The 16,559-nt window shown below is 56.5% G+C and carries 12 protein-coding genes and 1 tRNA gene; 2 read left to right on the top strand and 11 right to left on the bottom strand.

The genetic code is table 11. The features are described from left to right. Positions 1–8 precede the first annotated feature (8 nt). The 6 genes from ACR0D7_RS12365 to ACR0D7_RS12340 form a co-directional block, all read right to left on the bottom strand. Complete coding sequence (locus ACR0D7_RS12365; RefSeq protein ID WP_480679282.1) at positions 9–3,272, bottom strand: adenylate/guanylate cyclase domain-containing protein; 3,264 nt, start codon at positions 3,270–3,272, stop codon at positions 9–11. A 117-nt stretch (positions 3,273–3,389) separates the two neighbouring features. Further along, positions 3,390–5,099 carry an ABC transporter ATP-binding protein gene (locus ACR0D7_RS12360; protein ID WP_480679281.1) on the bottom strand — a complete coding sequence of 570 codons (1,710 nt, stop codon included), beginning with the start codon at positions 5,097–5,099 and terminating at the stop codon, positions 3,390–3,392. 4 nt (positions 5,100–5,103) lie between these two features. After that, entirely contained in the window at positions 5,104–6,054 is a 951-nt protein-coding gene (locus tag ACR0D7_RS12355) for an ABC transporter permease (protein ID WP_170386631.1), read from the bottom strand. Continuing rightward, the gene (locus ACR0D7_RS12350) at positions 6,051–7,028 is read right to left on the bottom strand and encodes an ABC transporter permease (RefSeq protein ID WP_170575424.1); all 978 of its coding nucleotides are present in this window, start codon (positions 7,026–7,028) and stop codon (positions 6,051–6,053) included. Before ACR0D7_RS12350 ends, ACR0D7_RS12355 begins: the two co-directional genes overlap by 4 nt. An 83-nt stretch (positions 7,029–7,111) precedes the next feature. Beyond that, on the bottom strand, positions 7,112–8,677 hold the full coding sequence (locus ACR0D7_RS12345) for an ABC transporter substrate-binding protein (RefSeq protein ID WP_480679280.1): 1,566 nt from the start codon (positions 8,675–8,677) through the stop codon (positions 7,112–7,114). Positions 8,678–8,779: 102 nt separating this feature from the next. Next, a complete protein-coding gene (locus ACR0D7_RS12340) occupies positions 8,780–10,360 on the bottom strand; it encodes an ABC transporter substrate-binding protein (RefSeq protein ID WP_480679279.1) in 1,581 nt (526 codons plus the stop codon). Between the two features lie 386 nt (positions 10,361–10,746). Between ACR0D7_RS12340 and ACR0D7_RS12335 the strand changes: the two genes are divergently transcribed. After that, a complete protein-coding gene (locus tag ACR0D7_RS12335; protein ID WP_480679278.1) occupies positions 10,747–11,043 on the top strand; it encodes a hypothetical protein in 297 nt (98 codons plus the stop codon). 117 nt (positions 11,044–11,160) lie between these two features. Further along, positions 11,161–12,327, top strand: coding sequence for a nucleotide sugar dehydrogenase (locus ACR0D7_RS12330; RefSeq protein WP_480679277.1), 1,167 nt, complete (start codon positions 11,161–11,163; stop codon positions 12,325–12,327). A 106-nt stretch (positions 12,328–12,433) separates the two neighbouring features. Here the strand turns inward: ACR0D7_RS12330 and ACR0D7_RS12325 are convergent, their stop codons facing one another. From ACR0D7_RS12325 to ACR0D7_RS12305, 5 genes are all read right to left on the bottom strand, one after another. Continuing rightward, on the bottom strand, positions 12,434–13,882 hold the full coding sequence (locus ACR0D7_RS12325) for a mannose-1-phosphate guanylyltransferase/mannose-6-phosphate isomerase (RefSeq protein WP_480679276.1): 1,449 nt from the start codon (positions 13,880–13,882) through the stop codon (positions 12,434–12,436). 139 nt (positions 13,883–14,021) lie between these two features. Continuing rightward, entirely contained in the window at positions 14,022–14,219 is a 198-nt protein-coding gene (locus ACR0D7_RS12320) for a hypothetical protein (protein WP_480679275.1), read from the bottom strand. A 113-nt stretch (positions 14,220–14,332) separates the two neighbouring features. After that, positions 14,333–14,854 (bottom strand): hypothetical protein, encoded by a 522-nt coding sequence (locus ACR0D7_RS12315; RefSeq protein WP_480679274.1) that lies wholly within the window; start codon positions 14,852–14,854, stop codon positions 14,333–14,335. Between the two features lie 181 nt (positions 14,855–15,035). Then, on the bottom strand, positions 15,036–16,001 hold the full coding sequence (locus ACR0D7_RS12310) for a glycosyl transferase family 90 (RefSeq protein WP_480679273.1): 966 nt from the start codon (positions 15,999–16,001) through the stop codon (positions 15,036–15,038). Positions 16,002–16,360: 359 nt separating this feature from the next. After that, positions 16,361–16,437, bottom strand: a tRNA-Met gene (locus ACR0D7_RS12305). Positions 16,438–16,559 lie beyond the last annotated feature (122 nt).

Genomic DNA, 16,559 nt, shown 5'->3' with positions numbered 1-16,559 from the left:
TCACCTGCCTAGTCCAGTCGCCCGACCAACGTCTGCGTAATTCCCATTTCCCGGAACCGGGCGCCCAGTTGCTCGAACCCTTCATGCGCGGTCACGGGTATGCCCCAGCCACCACATTCGGCCAGAACCCGCGCCTGCTGTATGGACAGATCGACCATCGGCAGGGGTTCATCCGCGGTGAATTTGGCCAAAGCTTCTGCATATTCGGAGGCCCTGTCCCATTCCTGCCGCCCTAACATGACGGCAATAGCATCAGGATAGAAATGCAGATGGCTATGGCCCACGCAGCCTTCGGAAATGATCTGCGTTCCCAGCTTCAGGTGACGGTCCTGGGCGTCCGGGTCTGTTTCGGCCATTGCCAATGCAGACAATGCTTTGGGTCCCACGAAATTCCGGCCATGTTCCAGCGCGATTTCTACCGCGTGTCGTCCGGTTTCTCGGGCCTGATCCAGTTGCCCGGCATATACCTGCGTACGGGCCAGATGCTCAAGAGCCTGCGCCTCAAGCCGCTTGGCACCCACACGGTTGGCGATGTCCGCAGAAATGGCGAAGGTTTCCAGCGCCTGATCCAGTTCCCCCAGAAACGTATGCGCCACGCCCAGACAAGTCTGGGCCACGCATTCCGGCACAAAGGCAAAGTATTTCTGAGATACCTCGATGGCTTCCTCCGCGTCCCGCTTCCCCTGCGCCACATCGCCGGTATAGCTGCGCGCTACACTGAGGTTATGGAGGTTCGCGGCCAGATCACGGACCAGACCCTTTTCCCGGGCACGTTCCACGGCCTGTGTGTAGAACTTGGCCGCCGTCTGCATCGTCGCGTTCATGAAATTGGCATCGCCAAACCCGCTCAGCGCCCCGACCTCCAGCCGCGCCGATTCAAGTTTGCGCGCCAGTGTCAGAGCCTTTTCGTTGCTGTGCAGCGCATCTTCGACCCGGCCCAGCGGGAAATAGATGTTACCCCGCACGTAATTGATCTGTGCAACGTCACGCTCTGACCCGCTGCGTTCTGCTGCAACCTCAGCCTGATCAAGGCTTTCCAGCGCCTCACTGTACAGGCTGGCCTGCCGTGCGGCTTGCGCCAATCCGATATGCGCCCGGCTGATCTGTTCATCTGTATCGGCAAGCTCGGCAGCCTCTTTAAACTCGCGGAGCGCGTCATCTGACAAACCCTGCAGCCGATGGGTTTCGCCACGGGCACACAGCAAACCAAACCGCACACCAGAGGGAGCAGGCAATTCCAGTGCCCGCTCGATCAGGGGGCTGGCCTCATCAAACTGAAAGGCCTGGATCAGTTTCTCGGCCGCTTCCAGATAGGCTTGCGCAGCATTGGTGGCACCGGCCCGATCAAGGTGTTGTGCCCGCAGAGTTGCGTCGCGATCTTCAAACCATTTCGCGGCCTGCCGGTGTAACCGCGCACGTTCCGATTTCACCAGCGTTGCGTAAGACCCGTCGCGGATCAGCGCATGAGCAAACATCAGATCACTGCCAGCCTCGCGGATCAGGGCCGTTCGGATCAAGGCCGAGACATCCAGATGCCCCTCACCTAGCAAAAAGTTTAACACATCGGGTGAAAACCGCTGCCCCAGAACGGAAGCCGCCTGAATCGCCGACCGGCTTGGTCGATCCAGCGCGTCCAGCCGCGACTGCACAATGCCTTGAATGCTGCCTGGAACGGATTCCCGTTTCAGCACGTCGATATTGCGCAGAAGCTGTTCTAGAAACAGCGGGTTACCTCCGGCGCGCTTCACACAGGCATCCAGTAACTCTGGATCAATGCCGGTGAACTCCTCGACCAGCTTGCGGGCCTGATCTTCGCCCATCGGTGCCAGTTCCAGTTTCGAAATCAGCGCCCCATCGGTGCCCATTTGCCATTCGCGGTCGATCGGGTCGCCTTCGACCCGGCTGGTCATCAGCAGCACACAAGGCAGATCGCGCGTAGTTGCGGCGATATGAGCGCAAGCTGTCAGGATTTCGGGGGCCGCCCAGTGAATATCTTCAATCTGGATCAGCATCGGCGCTTCGCGACTGCGCGCCTCGATCAGTTCGTCAATCACCTGACGCCGTCCACGCAACCGCGTTGCGTTATCCATAACCGCGTATACTTCGGCCAGACCCGGGTCCTGTTCAAGCTCAAGCAGCGCGTTCAGATGGGCCGCGTTCGAGGGCGATACCCAACCCTTTCCAACCGCCTGTTTCGCCATTTCGGCGCAAGTGGCCGCATCAGCCATCGGCTCTAGCCCCAGAATGCTGCGGGCAACGGATTGAATGGCCGAATGCCCCTCGCGCGTACCGAAATCCATGACCACGCCGTTGTGGGTCGAATAGCCTAATCCAGCAGCCATTTCGGCCACCTGCTCGGACAGGTGCGTCTTACCGATCCCCGGTTCACCCAGAATGATATGAACTTCACCCTTGCCATGTTGCTGGCACCTGTCGAACGTGGCTGAGAACAGCGACATTTCCCGTTCGCGCCCGACAAAGCGGTGCCGTCGCGACCGTATGTTGCGGGCCATGCGGTCCAGCCGCCACAGCTCGACCGGTTCGTTTAGGCCCTTGATCGCCTTTTCACCCATGGATTCACCAACAAATAGCGGCCCTAACGCACGCTGAATGTCGTGTGACACCAGAGTTTCACCGGGCACCGCCATGTTGGTGATACGTGAGGCCAGGTTCACGCCATCGCCGGTCACCGTGTACTCTGTGTGCGCCTGGCTGCCCGTCGTGCTGGCAATCACCTGCCCCGAGGCAATGCCGATATGGCAGGATACCGGCGGGTTCAGGCCGGGCAGCACCGAGTGGATTTCCAGCGCCGCCCGCGCCGCACGTTCGGTGTCGTTGGTATGAGAGATCGGCGCGCCGAACACCGCCATCACGGCGTCACCGATATGTTTGTCGATGCGGCCACCGAATTTTTCGACCACATGGTCGACCTTGGCGAAAAACGCGTTCAGCAACGCGTGCATGTCCTCGGCATCCAGCTCACTGGTCAGTTTCGTAAAACCGGTGAGGTCGGCAAACATGACCGTGACCTGCCGTTTGGCAGGTTCCGACGGGGTTTCGGGCTCATAGGGTTGAACAGCTTCGACAGTCTCAAGCTCGGCAATCGCGCGCAACAGCCTGCGGCGGTCACCGACGGCGGTTACTCCGATTTCGATCAGGTCTTCGCCCGTCAGATCGGGCAAAATAGCGAAATCAATCTTGTTATCCAAAAAGGCTTGCGCATAGTCAGACAGACCCAGTGCGCCCAGCCAGTCTCTTATATCCTGAGACATGTCGCCCCTCTGAAGCCCCCAACTTCAGCAACAGTCCTAGCACAACAGACCCGCATGAGTCTGCAATGCTTAACAAAATTAATACTTATGTTCGCGCAAATGCCCGAAATTGCGGCATCAAATCTCGGGGCTCAACCCTTCGGTCGAGAGATCATCCAGCTTGGGCATCAACCGCAGCAATTCACGTGCATAGTCAGTTTGCGGGTTGGCAAACAGGTCGTTGGTGTCCTGCAACTCGACCACCTTGCCTTGTTTCATTACCGCGACCCGGTCGCACATCTGGCGCACCACCGGCAGGTCGTGGCTGATAAACAGCAGTGTCAGGCCCAGATGCTCCTGCAGGTCCTTCAGGATGTTCAGAATCTGCGCCTGAATGGACACATCCAGCGCGCTGGTCGGCTCGTCACAGATCAGAAACCGCGGCTGCGTCGCCAAAGCACGAGCTATCGAAATGCGCTGACGCTGTCCGCCCGAGAATTCATGCGGGTATTTCATCCCCGCCTCGGAACCCAGCCCGACCTGATCCAACAGCTCATCAACGCGGCGCTTGATATCCGCACCATCCATCAGCCGGTGATGGCGGATTGGTTCGGCCACGATATCGTCCACCCGCATTCGGGGGTTGAGCGAGGAATACGGGTCCTGAAAGATCATCTGGATGTTCTTGCGATAGTTATCCAGCGCGGCCTTGTTGGTCAGATCGCTGACCACCTGCCCCTGAAACGTGATGCTGCCGCCATCGACCGGGTACAGCCCCGCAATCATCCGTGCGACGGTAGACTTGCCCGAACCGGATTCGCCCACGACGCCAAACACCTCGCCTGCGCGGATATCAAAGCTGACATCGTCAACAGCTGTGAAATATGTGCGGTCCCACGGCAGAAGTCCGCGCTTTTGCAGGAATTTCTTGGTCAAGTTGCGGATTTCGAAAACGGGCTTGCTGGTGTCGTTGTCAACCTTGGGCCAGTGCCGCGCCATGTCCTCGATCGCAAAGCGCGTCTCGCGCCCGCCATAGCTGATCTGCGGAAAGCGGTGCAGCTTTAGCGTCGGGCGCGGTACAGCGGCGATTAGCGACTTGGTGTATTCATGGCTGGGCTGGCCCATCACCTGCGCGGTCGGGCCGGTTTCCACAACCTTGCCCGCATACATCACCGTCACCTTGTCGGTGGTGTCGGCGATTACCCCCATGTCGTGGGTGATTAGGATGACGCCCACCTGTCGTTCGGTCGCCAATTCCTTGATCAGGTCCAGAATCTGCGCCTGAACCGACACATCCAACGCCGTGGTTGGCTCATCCGCAATGATCACGTCGGGCTCGGTACACAAGGCCAACGCGATCACTACCCGCTGCCGCATCCCGCCCGAGAACTGGTGCGGGTACTGATCCAGCCGCGTGTCGGGATCGGGAATACCTACCCGGTCGATCAGATCACGGGCACGTCTGTTCGCCTCGGCGTCTGACCCACCCAAATGCGCCTGAATGGTCTCGACCAGTTGCTCTCGCACGGTGAACAGCGGGTTCAGCGAGGTCAGCGGATCCTGAAAGATCATCGAGATTTTCTTGCCGCGCAGACCACGCATCGCCTCGGCATCCAGACCGCTGATTTGATCACCGCTGAGTTTGATCATACCGCTGGCAATCCGGCCGGGGCGGTCCAGCAGCCCCATGATCGCGGCACCGATGGTGGATTTACCGGCACCGGATTCGCCCACCAACCCGTGGATTTCACCCGGCTCAACCGACAGGTCCACATGATCCACAGCGGTGAACAGTTTGCGGCGGGTGGGGAATTCGACCGTCAGGTCATTGATCGTCAGAAGGCTCATGAAATCACCGCAGCTTGGGGTTCAGCGCATCGCGCAGCCAGTCGCCCAGCAGGTTCACAGACAGGGCCAGCGCCAGAAGGGTGCAGGCCGGGAAGAACAGGATCCACCACTCACCCGAGAACAGGAAACCCTGCCCGATGCGGATCAGCGTACCCAGCGAGGGCTGGGTCGGGGGTGCGCCCACGCCAAGGAAGCTCAGCGTCGCCTCGGCAATGATCGCTAGTGCCAATGAGATCGTGGCGATGACCAGAACCGGGCTGAGGACGTTGGGCAGGATGTGGCGGAACATGATCGGGAACGACCCGCGCCCGATCAGGCGGGCGGCCTGGACGTATTCCTTGTTTTTCTCAACCAGCGCCGCGCCGCGCACCACACGGGCAAATTGAACCCAGTCGGACAGCGCAATGGCGACGATCAGGACGTAGATCGCCATCTCATCGCGGTATTCGGGCGGGGTGACGCCCTTTGCGATACCAAAGATCAGCATGGCGACCAGAATAGCCGGGAAGGTCAGCTGCACATCGGCAACCCGCATGATCACCGTCTCGATCCAGCCGCCGAAATAAGCCGCGACCAGCCCAAGGACGATGCCGATGATCAAAGCCAGCAGCACCGCCGCGGCCCCCACGAACAGGGAAATCCGCATCCCGTAAAGGATGGTTGAAAACACGTCACGCCCCTGATCGTCGGTGCCCAGAAGGAAGGTTTCTTGCGTGAAGGCGTTGGGTGTTCCGGGCGGCGTAAATCCGTTCATCAGGTTCAGCGAGGCCGGGTCGAACGGGTTATAGGGCGCAATGAGCGGCGCAAAGATCGCAGACAGCACCAGAATGGCCACGACCAGAGTCGCGATGATCGCCACTGGCGAGTGCCGGAAGGACCATGCAAAGTCACTGTCCCAGAACTTGGCGAACCGCGATTTTTCGGGGGCTTTTGGAGTATCGAGAATATCGGTCATGTGGCCCTCGCGTCGACACGCAGGCGCGGGTCAATGGCATAGTATAGAAGATCGACAATCAGGTTGATCGACACGAACATGACCGAGATCAGCATCAGATAGGCGGCCATGACAGGGATATCGACAAACTGGATCGCGTTGATGAACAACAGACCGACGCCCGGCCACTGGAATACCGTCTCGGTGATGATGGCAAAAGCGATGATCGAGCCCAGTTGCAGACCGGTAATGGTGATCACCGGCACCAGAGTGTTTTTCAGCGCGTGGCGGAAATTGATCACCCGGTCTGACAACCCTCGGGCGCGGGCGAACCGGACGTAATCGGCGCGCAGCACCTCAAGCATTTCCGACCGCACCAACCGCATGATCAGCGTCATCTGATACAGGCCCAGCGTGATCGCCGGAAGGATCAGCGCCTTCAGCCCCGAGGCCGTCAGGAAGCCTGTTGACCAATTGCCAATCATAACGGTTTCACCCCTCCCGAAGCTGGGGAGGAGGTCCAGTTCGACCGAAAAAATGTAGATCAGCAATATCCCGATCAGGAACGTTGGCAGCGACACCCCAATTAGCGACACGGTCATGATGATGTTCGCCGCGACCCCTCGTCGCCGGATAGCCGTAAACACACCCAGCGCGATACCCATGGTTATGGCCAGAAAGCCCGAGACAAAGGCCAGTTCCAGCGTTGCGGGCGCGCGTTCGGCAATAATCGTTGAGACCGGGCGCCCTTGGCGATACGAGACGCCAAAATTGCCCTGCACTGCGCCTTGCAAGAACTTGAAGTACTGAACCGGGAAAGGCTTATCCAATCCAAGCTCACCGCGCAGCCGGTCAATGTCGGCCTGTGTGCGTTCCTGCCCCAGCATGTTGTCGATCGGATCGCCGACAAAACGGAACATCGAAAATGCCACCAGACCCACGACCAGCAACACGATCACGGATTGGAACATCCTTCGGACGATATATGCGAACATTCGTTTCCCTCGTTGATCGGTCTCTCTAGGCTGGCTTTGACCAGATGGTCAAGGTATCGCTAACAGACAGACGCGACGTTCCATCAGTTCACCGTTACCCAGCGCAGCAGAAAGAAGTTGTCCGGGCGCTGAGTCAGATCGACATTGCTGCGCGTACCCCAGACCAAGGGCTGCACGTAGAGCGGTACATAGACCTGCTCGTCCTGAATGATCTGCGTGACCTCGTCCAGCATGGCCTGACGTTTGGTTTCATCCAGTTCCGACTGGATCATCGGCAACAACTCATCCATCCGCGCATTCGAGAAGCCACCGAAATTCCAGCTGCCCAGTTTCTTTTCCTCATTGGGTGTCGCCACAAGGAACCGCACCGGATGTTCAGCATCGAATGTGCCGGGGCTCCAGCCCAGCAGATACATGTCGTAATTGTCCTCGCGCAGCTCGGGCCAGTAATTGCGCACGGGCATGGCGTCCAATTCGGCTGTGATACCGACCTGAGCCAACATAGAAACCACTGCCTGACAGACGGCCTCGTCATTCAGATAGCGGTCATTTGGACATTTCAATCCGAAGGAAAAGCCGTCTGCATACCCCGCTTCAGCCAACAATGCCTTGGCGGCCTCGACATCGTAGGCTGGGCGATCAGCATGGGCCGAGGAATAGCCGCTCATCGCGGGGCTGACCAATTGCGAGGCCGCCTCTGCATTGCCCCGCATGATCGTGGCAAGAATGGCATCAACATTTACCGCCTGTGCCACGGCTTTGCGCACGCGCGGATCGCGGAACGGGTTGGGTTTGCCCGCATCATCGGTGTTTTTCAGCGTTTCCGCCTGATGATCAAACCCCAGCATGATAACGCGCGCCTCGATCCCCTGAATGACATCCACCTCATCGTTGCCTTGCAAGCGCGCCACGTCCTGAATCGGCACCGGGTTGATCATGTCAACATCGCCGGACAACAGCGCCGCGACGGCGGTGGCCGAGTTCTGAATCGGCGTAAACTCAGCTCGGGTAATGTTGTGTTCTGGTTCACCCCACCAGTCGCTAAATGGCTCAACAACCGTGCGCAAACCGGGCTCACGCGCGGTGATTTTGAATGCGCCGGTGCCGTTGGCATTCAGCGTGGCGTAATTGCCGGCCTCTTTGTCCGGAACGACGGCATCATTAGCCTCAGCCCAGCCCTGATCCATGATCATCCAGTTGGCGATGGACGACGGAAACAGAGGGTTCGGCGCGGTGGTCATAAAGTCGACCGTGTAGTCATCGACCACGATCACCTCGCTGATTGGTGCGAACCAGCTGCGCGTATCGGCGGCCTCGCCCGAGGCGCGCTGGTAGCTGAACAGTACGTCCTGAGCGTCAAAGGTGCTGCCATCATGGAAGGTTACGCCTTCACGCAGGTTGAAACGCCAGCCTTCACCATCGCCGATCGGCTCCCAACTGACCGCCAGTGCTGGTTCGACCTGCATGTCCTTGTCGCGGCGGACAAGCCCTTCGTAGACGTTATTGAGAAAACCCAGAACCGGGGCCGAGTTAACTGCGTGCGGGTCCATCGTCTGCGGATCGGTGGTCGAGGCCCATTTGAACTCGGCGGCATGTACGCTGGTTGCAGCCAACATTGCCAGACCAATGGCACTGTTTCTAAGGATCATGGCGAAATCTCCGTGAGTGTCCCGCACAGGGGCGGTGTTGAAGGATAACGCAAAAGGCAGGGCGTGAGGATCGCGCCCTGCCAAGTCACTGAACTAGTTACTTCAGTTCATCGTGAAGTATTTGACCTTGGGCTGGTCTTCGGCATCCACTTCGATGCCCACACCTTCGGCCATGCCCCAATTCAGAACCTGGTGGTGAATGGGGATGTAAAGCGCTTCGTCCTGCACCACACGCCAGATATCGGCGATGTCGGCATTCCGAGCATCAAGATCGGTATTTGAGGCAAGCGATTTGATCTTTTCATCCAGCGCATCGTCCTGATAGCCGGTGCCGTTCCATGTGCCGATATCGTCCTCGCGCCCATGCACAAGGAAGTTGAAAATGTATTCCGAGTCGTATGTCGGCACACCCCAACCCAGCATGTAGAAGTCTGTCTTGCCATCGGTGATCAGCGGGAAGTGCTGCGCCTTGGGCTTGGCGTCCAGATTCACAGTCACGCCAATCTGGCCCAGCATACCAACGGCCGCCTGACAGATCGCTTCGTCGTTGATGTATCGATCATTCGGGCAGTCCAGCCGAAGCGAGAAGCCATCGCCGTATCCTGCCTCGGCCATCAATGCCTTGGCCTTTTCCAGATCGGTCGAGGATTCGCCATCCATGTCGGCGGTCCAGCCGTTCACGAAGGGCGGAGCGATCATACCCGCAGGCTGCGACTGGCCGCGCATCACGATCTGCTTGATTGCATCACGGTTGATCGCCATCGACATCGCCTGACGCACACGCACATCAGCCAGAGGGTTCTTGCCATCAACGTTGTCCGCTTCGATGTCATCAGCCCCCTGATTCATACCAAAAAAGATCACGCGGTTCTGCGGAGCCTGCTTAACCATCAGACCATCGGCACCATTAACGCGCTCAATGTCCTGCACCGGCATATCCTGAAGGAAGTTCACCTCACCCGACAGCATCGCGGCCACGCGGGTCGCAGCGTTCTGGATCGGGGTATAGACAATCTCGGTCACTTCCATGGGGAACTGGTCGATGCCCCAATAATTGTCGTTGCGTACCATCACCGTCTTGACGTCAGGCTCGCGGCTTTGAAGGATATAGGGGCCCGTACCGTTGGCATTGGTGGTGGCATAGGTGATTTCGCCGCCTTCGAAATCCTGAACATTTACGGTGTTGTTCGCCTCAGCCCAACCCTTGTCCAGAATGAACAGGTTGGTCAGGTTCGACGGCAGGATCGGGTTCGGACCATCCGTGACAATCTCGACGGTGTAATCGTCAACCGCACGCACTTCGACAATCGAGCCGATCAGCTCTTTCATGTCGGAATTCGGTTGCTTGGCCCGTTCAAAGCTGAACACCACATCTTCCGCATTGAAATCCGCACCGTCGTGGAACTTTACGCCCTCACGCAGTTTGAAAACCCAAACGTTCGGATCGTCGGCCTTGGGACCCCACTCGGTCGCCAGCGCAGGCTCAAATGCACCAGTCACGTCGCGGATGATAAGCGGCTCGTACATCTGGTGGCGAATGGTGTGTGACGGACCTTCGTTTTGCGAGTGCGGATCCAGTGTCAGCGCATCACCAGCCCGCGCCCAGCGCAGGGTTTCAGCCGATGCGCCAGCCGCCATCAGTGCCGTCGCACTGGCGGCAATCATCAGATTTCTTAGGTTCATTTATTTCTCCCCAATTATTGTTAGCGCCGTCATTGCAACGGCTGGCCGCTTGCTGCGACCGTGGTGCACCCGATCATCCAGATCATTTTGACCGTTGCAACACTAGATTGTGAACTGGCGCGACGACCTAAGGGAAAGTTAGGGCCTCCGGCATGGGGTAAACGAAAGGTGGCTTCAATTTTTTCTGCGATTTTCCCGGCCAGCAATGTCAGCCGTTCGCATTAGTCTGTCCCGTACGTTTCTGATGCGCGGTCGATCACTTCTGCCGGGATAAACTTTTTTCAAAGCTGCTCGCGAAGCGAAATCCAGCTCGCAAAACCTTCTGACGCGTTGCTCGAATTGCCCACGGCCTTCACATCGCATAGGACTGCGACATTCAGGGCCTTGTGAATACGCCTGTCGCACGTTGCTCGTCAGGCGGTGACGGTATCGCCAAAGAAACTGCCGACACTTCTGAAGTCTACATCCTCCGCGCAGCTCAGGACCCCCGCGAGTTCGGAGCCGTCACCGCATGGCACCTCGACACCCGTAATGCCGCGCAACTCACCCTTGCAGTACAATTCGAACTGCGCGACAACGACATCATATTCATCGCCGAGAACCCCGTCACACGTTGGGGTCGTACCATCAGCCAAATCACACCATCCCTCATAACAACACCGGTCAACGCTGCCGTGAACTGAACAATTTCAATCTGCCCAAGCGTAGGGCCAAGATGTCACACGCAGCTTATCAGTCTGCAAAAACATGGTTATGTTCACTCCGAATGCACGGACCCTTAAGACAAAAGGAATTTTAATATGAAGATTGCGATAGCCGGGATCGGATATGTGGGATTGTCCAATGCGGTCCTGTTGGCACAAAATCACGAAGTGGTTGCCTTGGACATTTCCGCGGAACGTGTAGCCCTGATCAACCAGCGCCAAAGCCCGATCCAGGATACCGAGATCGAGGATTTCCTGGCCAACCGTACACTCGATCTAAAAGCTACAACCGATGCCGAGACCGCATTTCAGGGCGCGGATTTCGTGATCGTGGCCACCCCCACCAATTATGATCCACGCAGCAATTATTTCGACACCAGCTCGGTCGACGCCGTGATTGAACAGGCTACTGCACTGAACCCCAACGCTGTCATCGTCATCAAGTCAACCATTCCGGTTGGCTTTGTGGCTGATGCACGGAATCGTTTCGGAACCGACAACGTCATTTTCTCGCCGGAGTTCCTGCGCGAAGGTCAGGCGCTCTACGATAACCTGCACCCCAGCCGGATTATCGTCGGAGAACGGTCGGATCGGGCGAAAGTCTTTGCCGATCTACTGCTGGAAGGCGCTCTGGAAAAGGACGTGCCGGTGCTGTTCACTGATGCGGATGAAGCAGAGGCAATCAAGCTGTTCGCCAATACCTACCTCGCCATGCGGGTGGCCTTTTTCAACGAGCTCGACAGCTATTCGCTGTCGGGTGGCATGGATTCGCGCCAGATCATCGAAGGTGTCAGCCTCGATCCACGCATCGGCGCCCACTATAATAACCCGTCATTCGGCTATGGCGGCTATTGCCTGCCCAAGGACACCAAGCAACTGTTGGCCAATTACAGCCACGTACCCCAAAACCTGATCCGCGCCATCGTCGACGCCAACCGCACCCGCAAGGATTTCCTCAGCGACCAAATCCTGATGAAAGGACCAAAAACAGTCGGCGTCTACAGGCTGGTCATGAAGGAAGGCAGCGACAATTTCCGCCAAAGCTCAATCCAGGGCATCATGAAACGGATCAAAGCCAAGGGCATTCAGGTCATCGTTTATGAGCCAGTGTTAAATGAGGACCACTTCTTCCACTCACCGGTGATCCGGGATCTGGAAACTTTCAAACAGAAAGCCGACCTGATTGTTGCCAACCGCCTGGCAGACGAGATCAAGGATGTAAGCGAAAAGGTCTTCACCCGAGACCTGTTCGGTGCCGATTAAAGCGAACCCGTCAAAAGTTGCGTATGGCAAACGCCATCGACAGAAATCAACAAAGCCCCTTTAAACAGGGGCCTTGTTCGACATCAATTCAACCCTGCATCGGTAATCAGCCTTTGGCTCCCTGACCACGTGCGTATTTATCTTCGTATCGAACAATATCGTCCTCGCCTAAATACGTGCCCGTCTGAACCTCGATCAATACCATTGGAACCTTACCCGGGTTCTCCATCCGGTGCGTGGCCCCTACTGGAATATAGACCGATTGGTTTTCCGTCACCAATTGCTGATGATCGTCGATGGTCACACGGGCGGTGCCCTCGACAACGATCCAGTGTTCGGAACGGTGCACATGGCTCTGTAGGCTCAGCGACGCGCCGGGGTGAACATGGATGCGTTTCACCTGGAACCGATCACCGATCACCAGACTTTCGAACCACCCCCACGGACGGTGATCCTTGGGGAAATCGGTGGCCTGAGGGGCACCCTTGGCCTTTAGCGCGGCCACGGCCTTTTTGACGTCTTGCGCGCGTGTGGAATCCGCCACCAGAACCGCATCGTTCATCGCTACGGCAACGATGTTTTCCAGACCGATCCCAACAAGTTCCATCTGATCACTGTCCGACCGCAAAAGAGTGTTCTGACATTCAATCGCAGTTGCACCGCCGCTGGTTACGACGCCATCGGCATCCGGCCCGCTTTCGCGCCAGACCGCATCCCAGCCGCCCAGATCGGACCAGGCCGCATCAAAGGGAACAACCGACAGGTTTGTCGCCTTTTCCATGACAGCGTAGTCGATCGAGATATCGTCGGCCTGCGCCCAGGGTTCCGGGTTCAAACGCAAAAAGCCCAGATCGGGCGTGGCTGTTTGAACTGCCGCTTCCACCGGCGCTATCAGTGCGGGCGCATGCGCCTGAAAAGCGGCAATCATGTCCGAGGCACGGAACAGGAAGATCCCCGCGTTCCACTTGAAATTTCCGGCCTCCAGCATTTCGGTTGCGCGCGCCAAATCCGGTTTTTCAACGAATTGCTTCAGTGCAACAGGTGCGCCATCCTTGCCTGCCGCACGGGTCAGTTCAAGGTAACCATAGGCGGTTTCCGGGTGCGTCGGCGTGATCCCGAACGTCACCAAATGCCCTTGCGATACAGCCTCAAGCCCGCGGGCGATCGCCGCATGAAAAGCCGCTGCATCAGGCACAACATGATCGGATGGCGCAACCAGCAAGACCGCGTCCGGGTCCTTGGCCGCAACGCGCAGAGTTGCCGCTAGAACTGCGGGCGCGGTATTGCGCCCCTCGGGCTCGATCAAAATGGCACCGGGGTCAATTCCAACTGCTTGCAACTGTTCCACTACGATAAAGCGGAAATCAGAATTGGTCAGAACCACAGGCGACGCAAAGTCTAAACCTTCGCCCCCACCCGACAACCGACGCGCAGAGGCCTGAAAAAGAGTCTCCTCCCCAACAAGGGGAACAAATTGCTTGGGATAACTCTTTCGGGATAACGGCCAGAGACGCGTGCCAGACCCTCCGCACAGGAGAATGGGAGTAATCAACATAGTAAGCTCGACATCCGATCTATTTAGAAAAGTCCTATTAAAAGCACAGTACCGTGGCAAGGTATTGCGGTGATTTACCAAGAATAACGAAGCCACGCCACCTCGCCACATCAAAGCTTGCAGCAGCGGGCTACGAAGTTCAGGCTTGTGCGGTCAGCACTTCGGTCGCGTAAGCGCCTACCAACAAAATGCGATGATCCTGCGGCACCAGGGCCAACAACTTTTCCAGTTGGTATATGCAGCCGTGAACGTCTCCGATTACGCAAAGCGGGCCGTCCGGGCTCGGCGGTAGGAATGCGTCGCGCTGCTGAAACCGTCTGAAAAGCGAGGTAAACACAATAAGCTGGTCTCCTGCCCAGTTGGCCACGATGCAATCTGTTTCTCGCGCTGCGGTTCTGATCTTAGTTCAACGCTTGATACATTTGGGCTGAAGTCCGGGCAATACCCGGCTCATGCGGTTCGGCAAGCGGGCACACCCATTCGTATTAGTTCGCTGCCTTTTACTTTGAATACGCCATTGATTCGATTGCGGGCTTTTTTCATGAACCAAGTTTTCAGAGGTTCCGGGTAGTGGTCGGCCATAATCTGACTAAAGTAATCAAAATCTTCTTCGTCCAGGCGGCGGCCACTGCGCGACGGGCCGTGAAACCCAAAAATTGTATCTGGACTTACACAAGTCTCGGGCAACCCCAGAAACATTGTGCAAGTGGAATAACAGACGCGCCCACGAATTTCGACCTGAACACCATTTCGCTTCAGTTCCTCAAGTTCGTTTAGACGATCATGCAAATAACCACCACGGTCGTTGCCAATGATGTAGAACTGCTGAGCATCCGCGCGTAAGGGTACAAAAAGCGTCCAACTCAATACAGCTAAGACCCAGACGATAGCCAAAAACCAATGGGTCGAACCGGTAAGCACGCTCCAAACATTAACTTGTTTTTTGAAAATACAGTTGACGAAAGTTGGCATAGCCCAATCTCCCGATCCAGTGATCGGTCTGGATCAGGTTTGGGGACCCGCAATGCCTCGTCTACGCGCTACTTGTGTTGAAAATTGGGAATAAACCTACGATTTAAAGGTGTTTTTATTTATCTTTTTAGTCCCAACTCGCACGGAACATCTCGAATGTCTTTGGTGGCAACCTGGTACGTCAAATCTGGCCGGACAGGAGGAAATACTTCTGCAGCACTCTGGCACCTATCATTCTCTCCTTCAATGGGTCGGAGAATTGGTCAAGCCACCTATGGGCCTCGGATATTATGGCCTCTGCCGCTTCCGGGTTGTCATTATAATATGCAACTTTGTCTTCAAGATCGCTGAAATCGTCGCGCAACAAGACAAAGTGCTTGTCCGGTTGTAACCGCCCTTCCATGAACCAAGTTTCGTAGTGCAGCCGAGGCGACATCACCAACATATTCGATGCCATACCCCATTTTAGGTTCGTAGCGACTTCATTGCCCTCAAGAGAAATGAAATATTTGAATTGCTTTTGCTGCCCATGTGTCAAAGCGCCCTTGGGCCGACGACCGCTAACTTCTTTGCCGGTGTGGCCGATATCGAATTCAGGGTGATCATAAAACTTATCCACTAGAATTCGGCGAGCCTTTGTTCGCGCGGTCCCGCGCCAAACTGCTGCCGGCTTTTTGTCACGAAATGGAACAGGGTCGGGCGTCCACGAAAAATGCCTGTTCTTGTTCAGATTGAGGACTACGGAATTTTCATTGGAGTCGGAGATCGGTCTCGATTTGACAATCTTCGGCACGGGTGGGACCAGCTTGATGTCACCGAAAAGATAGTTCAGCCGACGATCCGCGCCAAAACCTTTCGCGTGCTCAATGAGATCAAGAAAATATCGGCCTCGTTCACTCTCTATTCCTGACACAAGGGGGGCATCGGACGCATCAAAGGGCAATGACAACTTGTTGTAATAGGCAACACGTTCTTCGATGTCGTGCCAATCCGGCCGCGACTTCACGTCCCTTAACAGTTTTTCTGTTTGCCGGCTACACAGAGCATAAGGAGTCATCCAATGGAAAATGCCACGCGCGTAATAGGTGAGACGATCCGCATGGCGCGACCACTCCATTAAGTAATTGACTTTGCGCCGGTGCTTCATCCGTTTTCCATATAACTATGTGATATTTGCCCCAATTACCTATAGCGAGGAAGTTGGTCAATCTTAGGCGAATCAAGAATTCTACTCGAGCATTGCAAGCAAACATTCTCCATTGGGCGAGCCGCATGATGAAGGACTGTTCATAAACAGTTCTGAAAAAAGGTTATAAATAAAGACTAGGCGACTCGAATCGGTTGGACCTGAGTGCGCCGGTTGACACATCCCGAGTGCTAAAGCTGAAAAGGAAGGTTCGGCTCAGGTGTTTTTGCTCAACTGCCGCGCCCTTTTTGCAATCAATAGCGTCCCGGCACTACAGTGCAAATACAAAAGCCGCCCTAGGGTAGCTGGTTCGACAGTGCTGGTTGCGGGAGCAGGATTTGAACCTGCGACCTTCAGGTTATGAGCCTGACGAGCTACCGGGCTGCTCCATCCCGCGACACTTTGCGTTGGTCTACCGCCTATTCGGCTACTTGAGACCATTGTTGGCCTATCGCTTACGCTACTTGAGGCCGGGTAGTGTTCTTTTCATCGTTAGAGAGATAAGGGGGATTTTTCTAG

The organism is Ruegeria sp. BB7, from assembly GCF_056539365.1.
The sequence above is the reverse complement of the archived record's forward strand: the minus strand, read 5'-3'. Positions and strand labels throughout refer to the sequence as shown.

Bases quoted from the DNA above. Each gene is read 5' to 3' on its own strand.
- ACR0D7_RS12365 (WP_480679282.1), bottom strand. From the start codon at position 3,272: ATGTCTCAGGATATAAGAGACTGGCTGGGCGCACTGGGTCTGTCTGAC.
- ACR0D7_RS12360 (WP_480679281.1), bottom strand. From the start codon at position 5,099: ATGAGCCTTCTGACGATCAATGACCTGACGGTCGAATTCCCCACCCGC.
- ACR0D7_RS12355 (WP_170386631.1), bottom strand. From the start codon at position 6,054: ATGACCGATATTCTCGATACTCCAAAAGCCCCCGAAAAATCGCGGTTC.
- ACR0D7_RS12350 (WP_170575424.1), bottom strand. From the start codon at position 7,028: ATGTTCGCATATATCGTCCGAAGGATGTTCCAATCCGTGATCGTGTTG.
- ACR0D7_RS12345 (WP_480679280.1), bottom strand. From the start codon at position 8,677: ATGATCCTTAGAAACAGTGCCATTGGTCTGGCAATGTTGGCTGCAACC.
- ACR0D7_RS12340 (WP_480679279.1), bottom strand. From the start codon at position 10,360: ATGAACCTAAGAAATCTGATGATTGCCGCCAGTGCGACGGCACTGATG.
- ACR0D7_RS12330 (WP_480679277.1), top strand. From the start codon at position 11,161: ATGAAGATTGCGATAGCCGGGATCGGATATGTGGGATTGTCCAATGCG.
- ACR0D7_RS12325 (WP_480679276.1), bottom strand. From the start codon at position 13,882: ATGTTGATTACTCCCATTCTCCTGTGCGGAGGGTCTGGCACGCGTCTC.
- ACR0D7_RS12315 (WP_480679274.1), bottom strand. From the start codon at position 14,854: ATGCCAACTTTCGTCAACTGTATTTTCAAAAAACAAGTTAATGTTTGG.
- ACR0D7_RS12310 (WP_480679273.1), bottom strand. From the start codon at position 16,001: ATGAAGCACCGGCGCAAAGTCAATTACTTAATGGAGTGGTCGCGCCAT.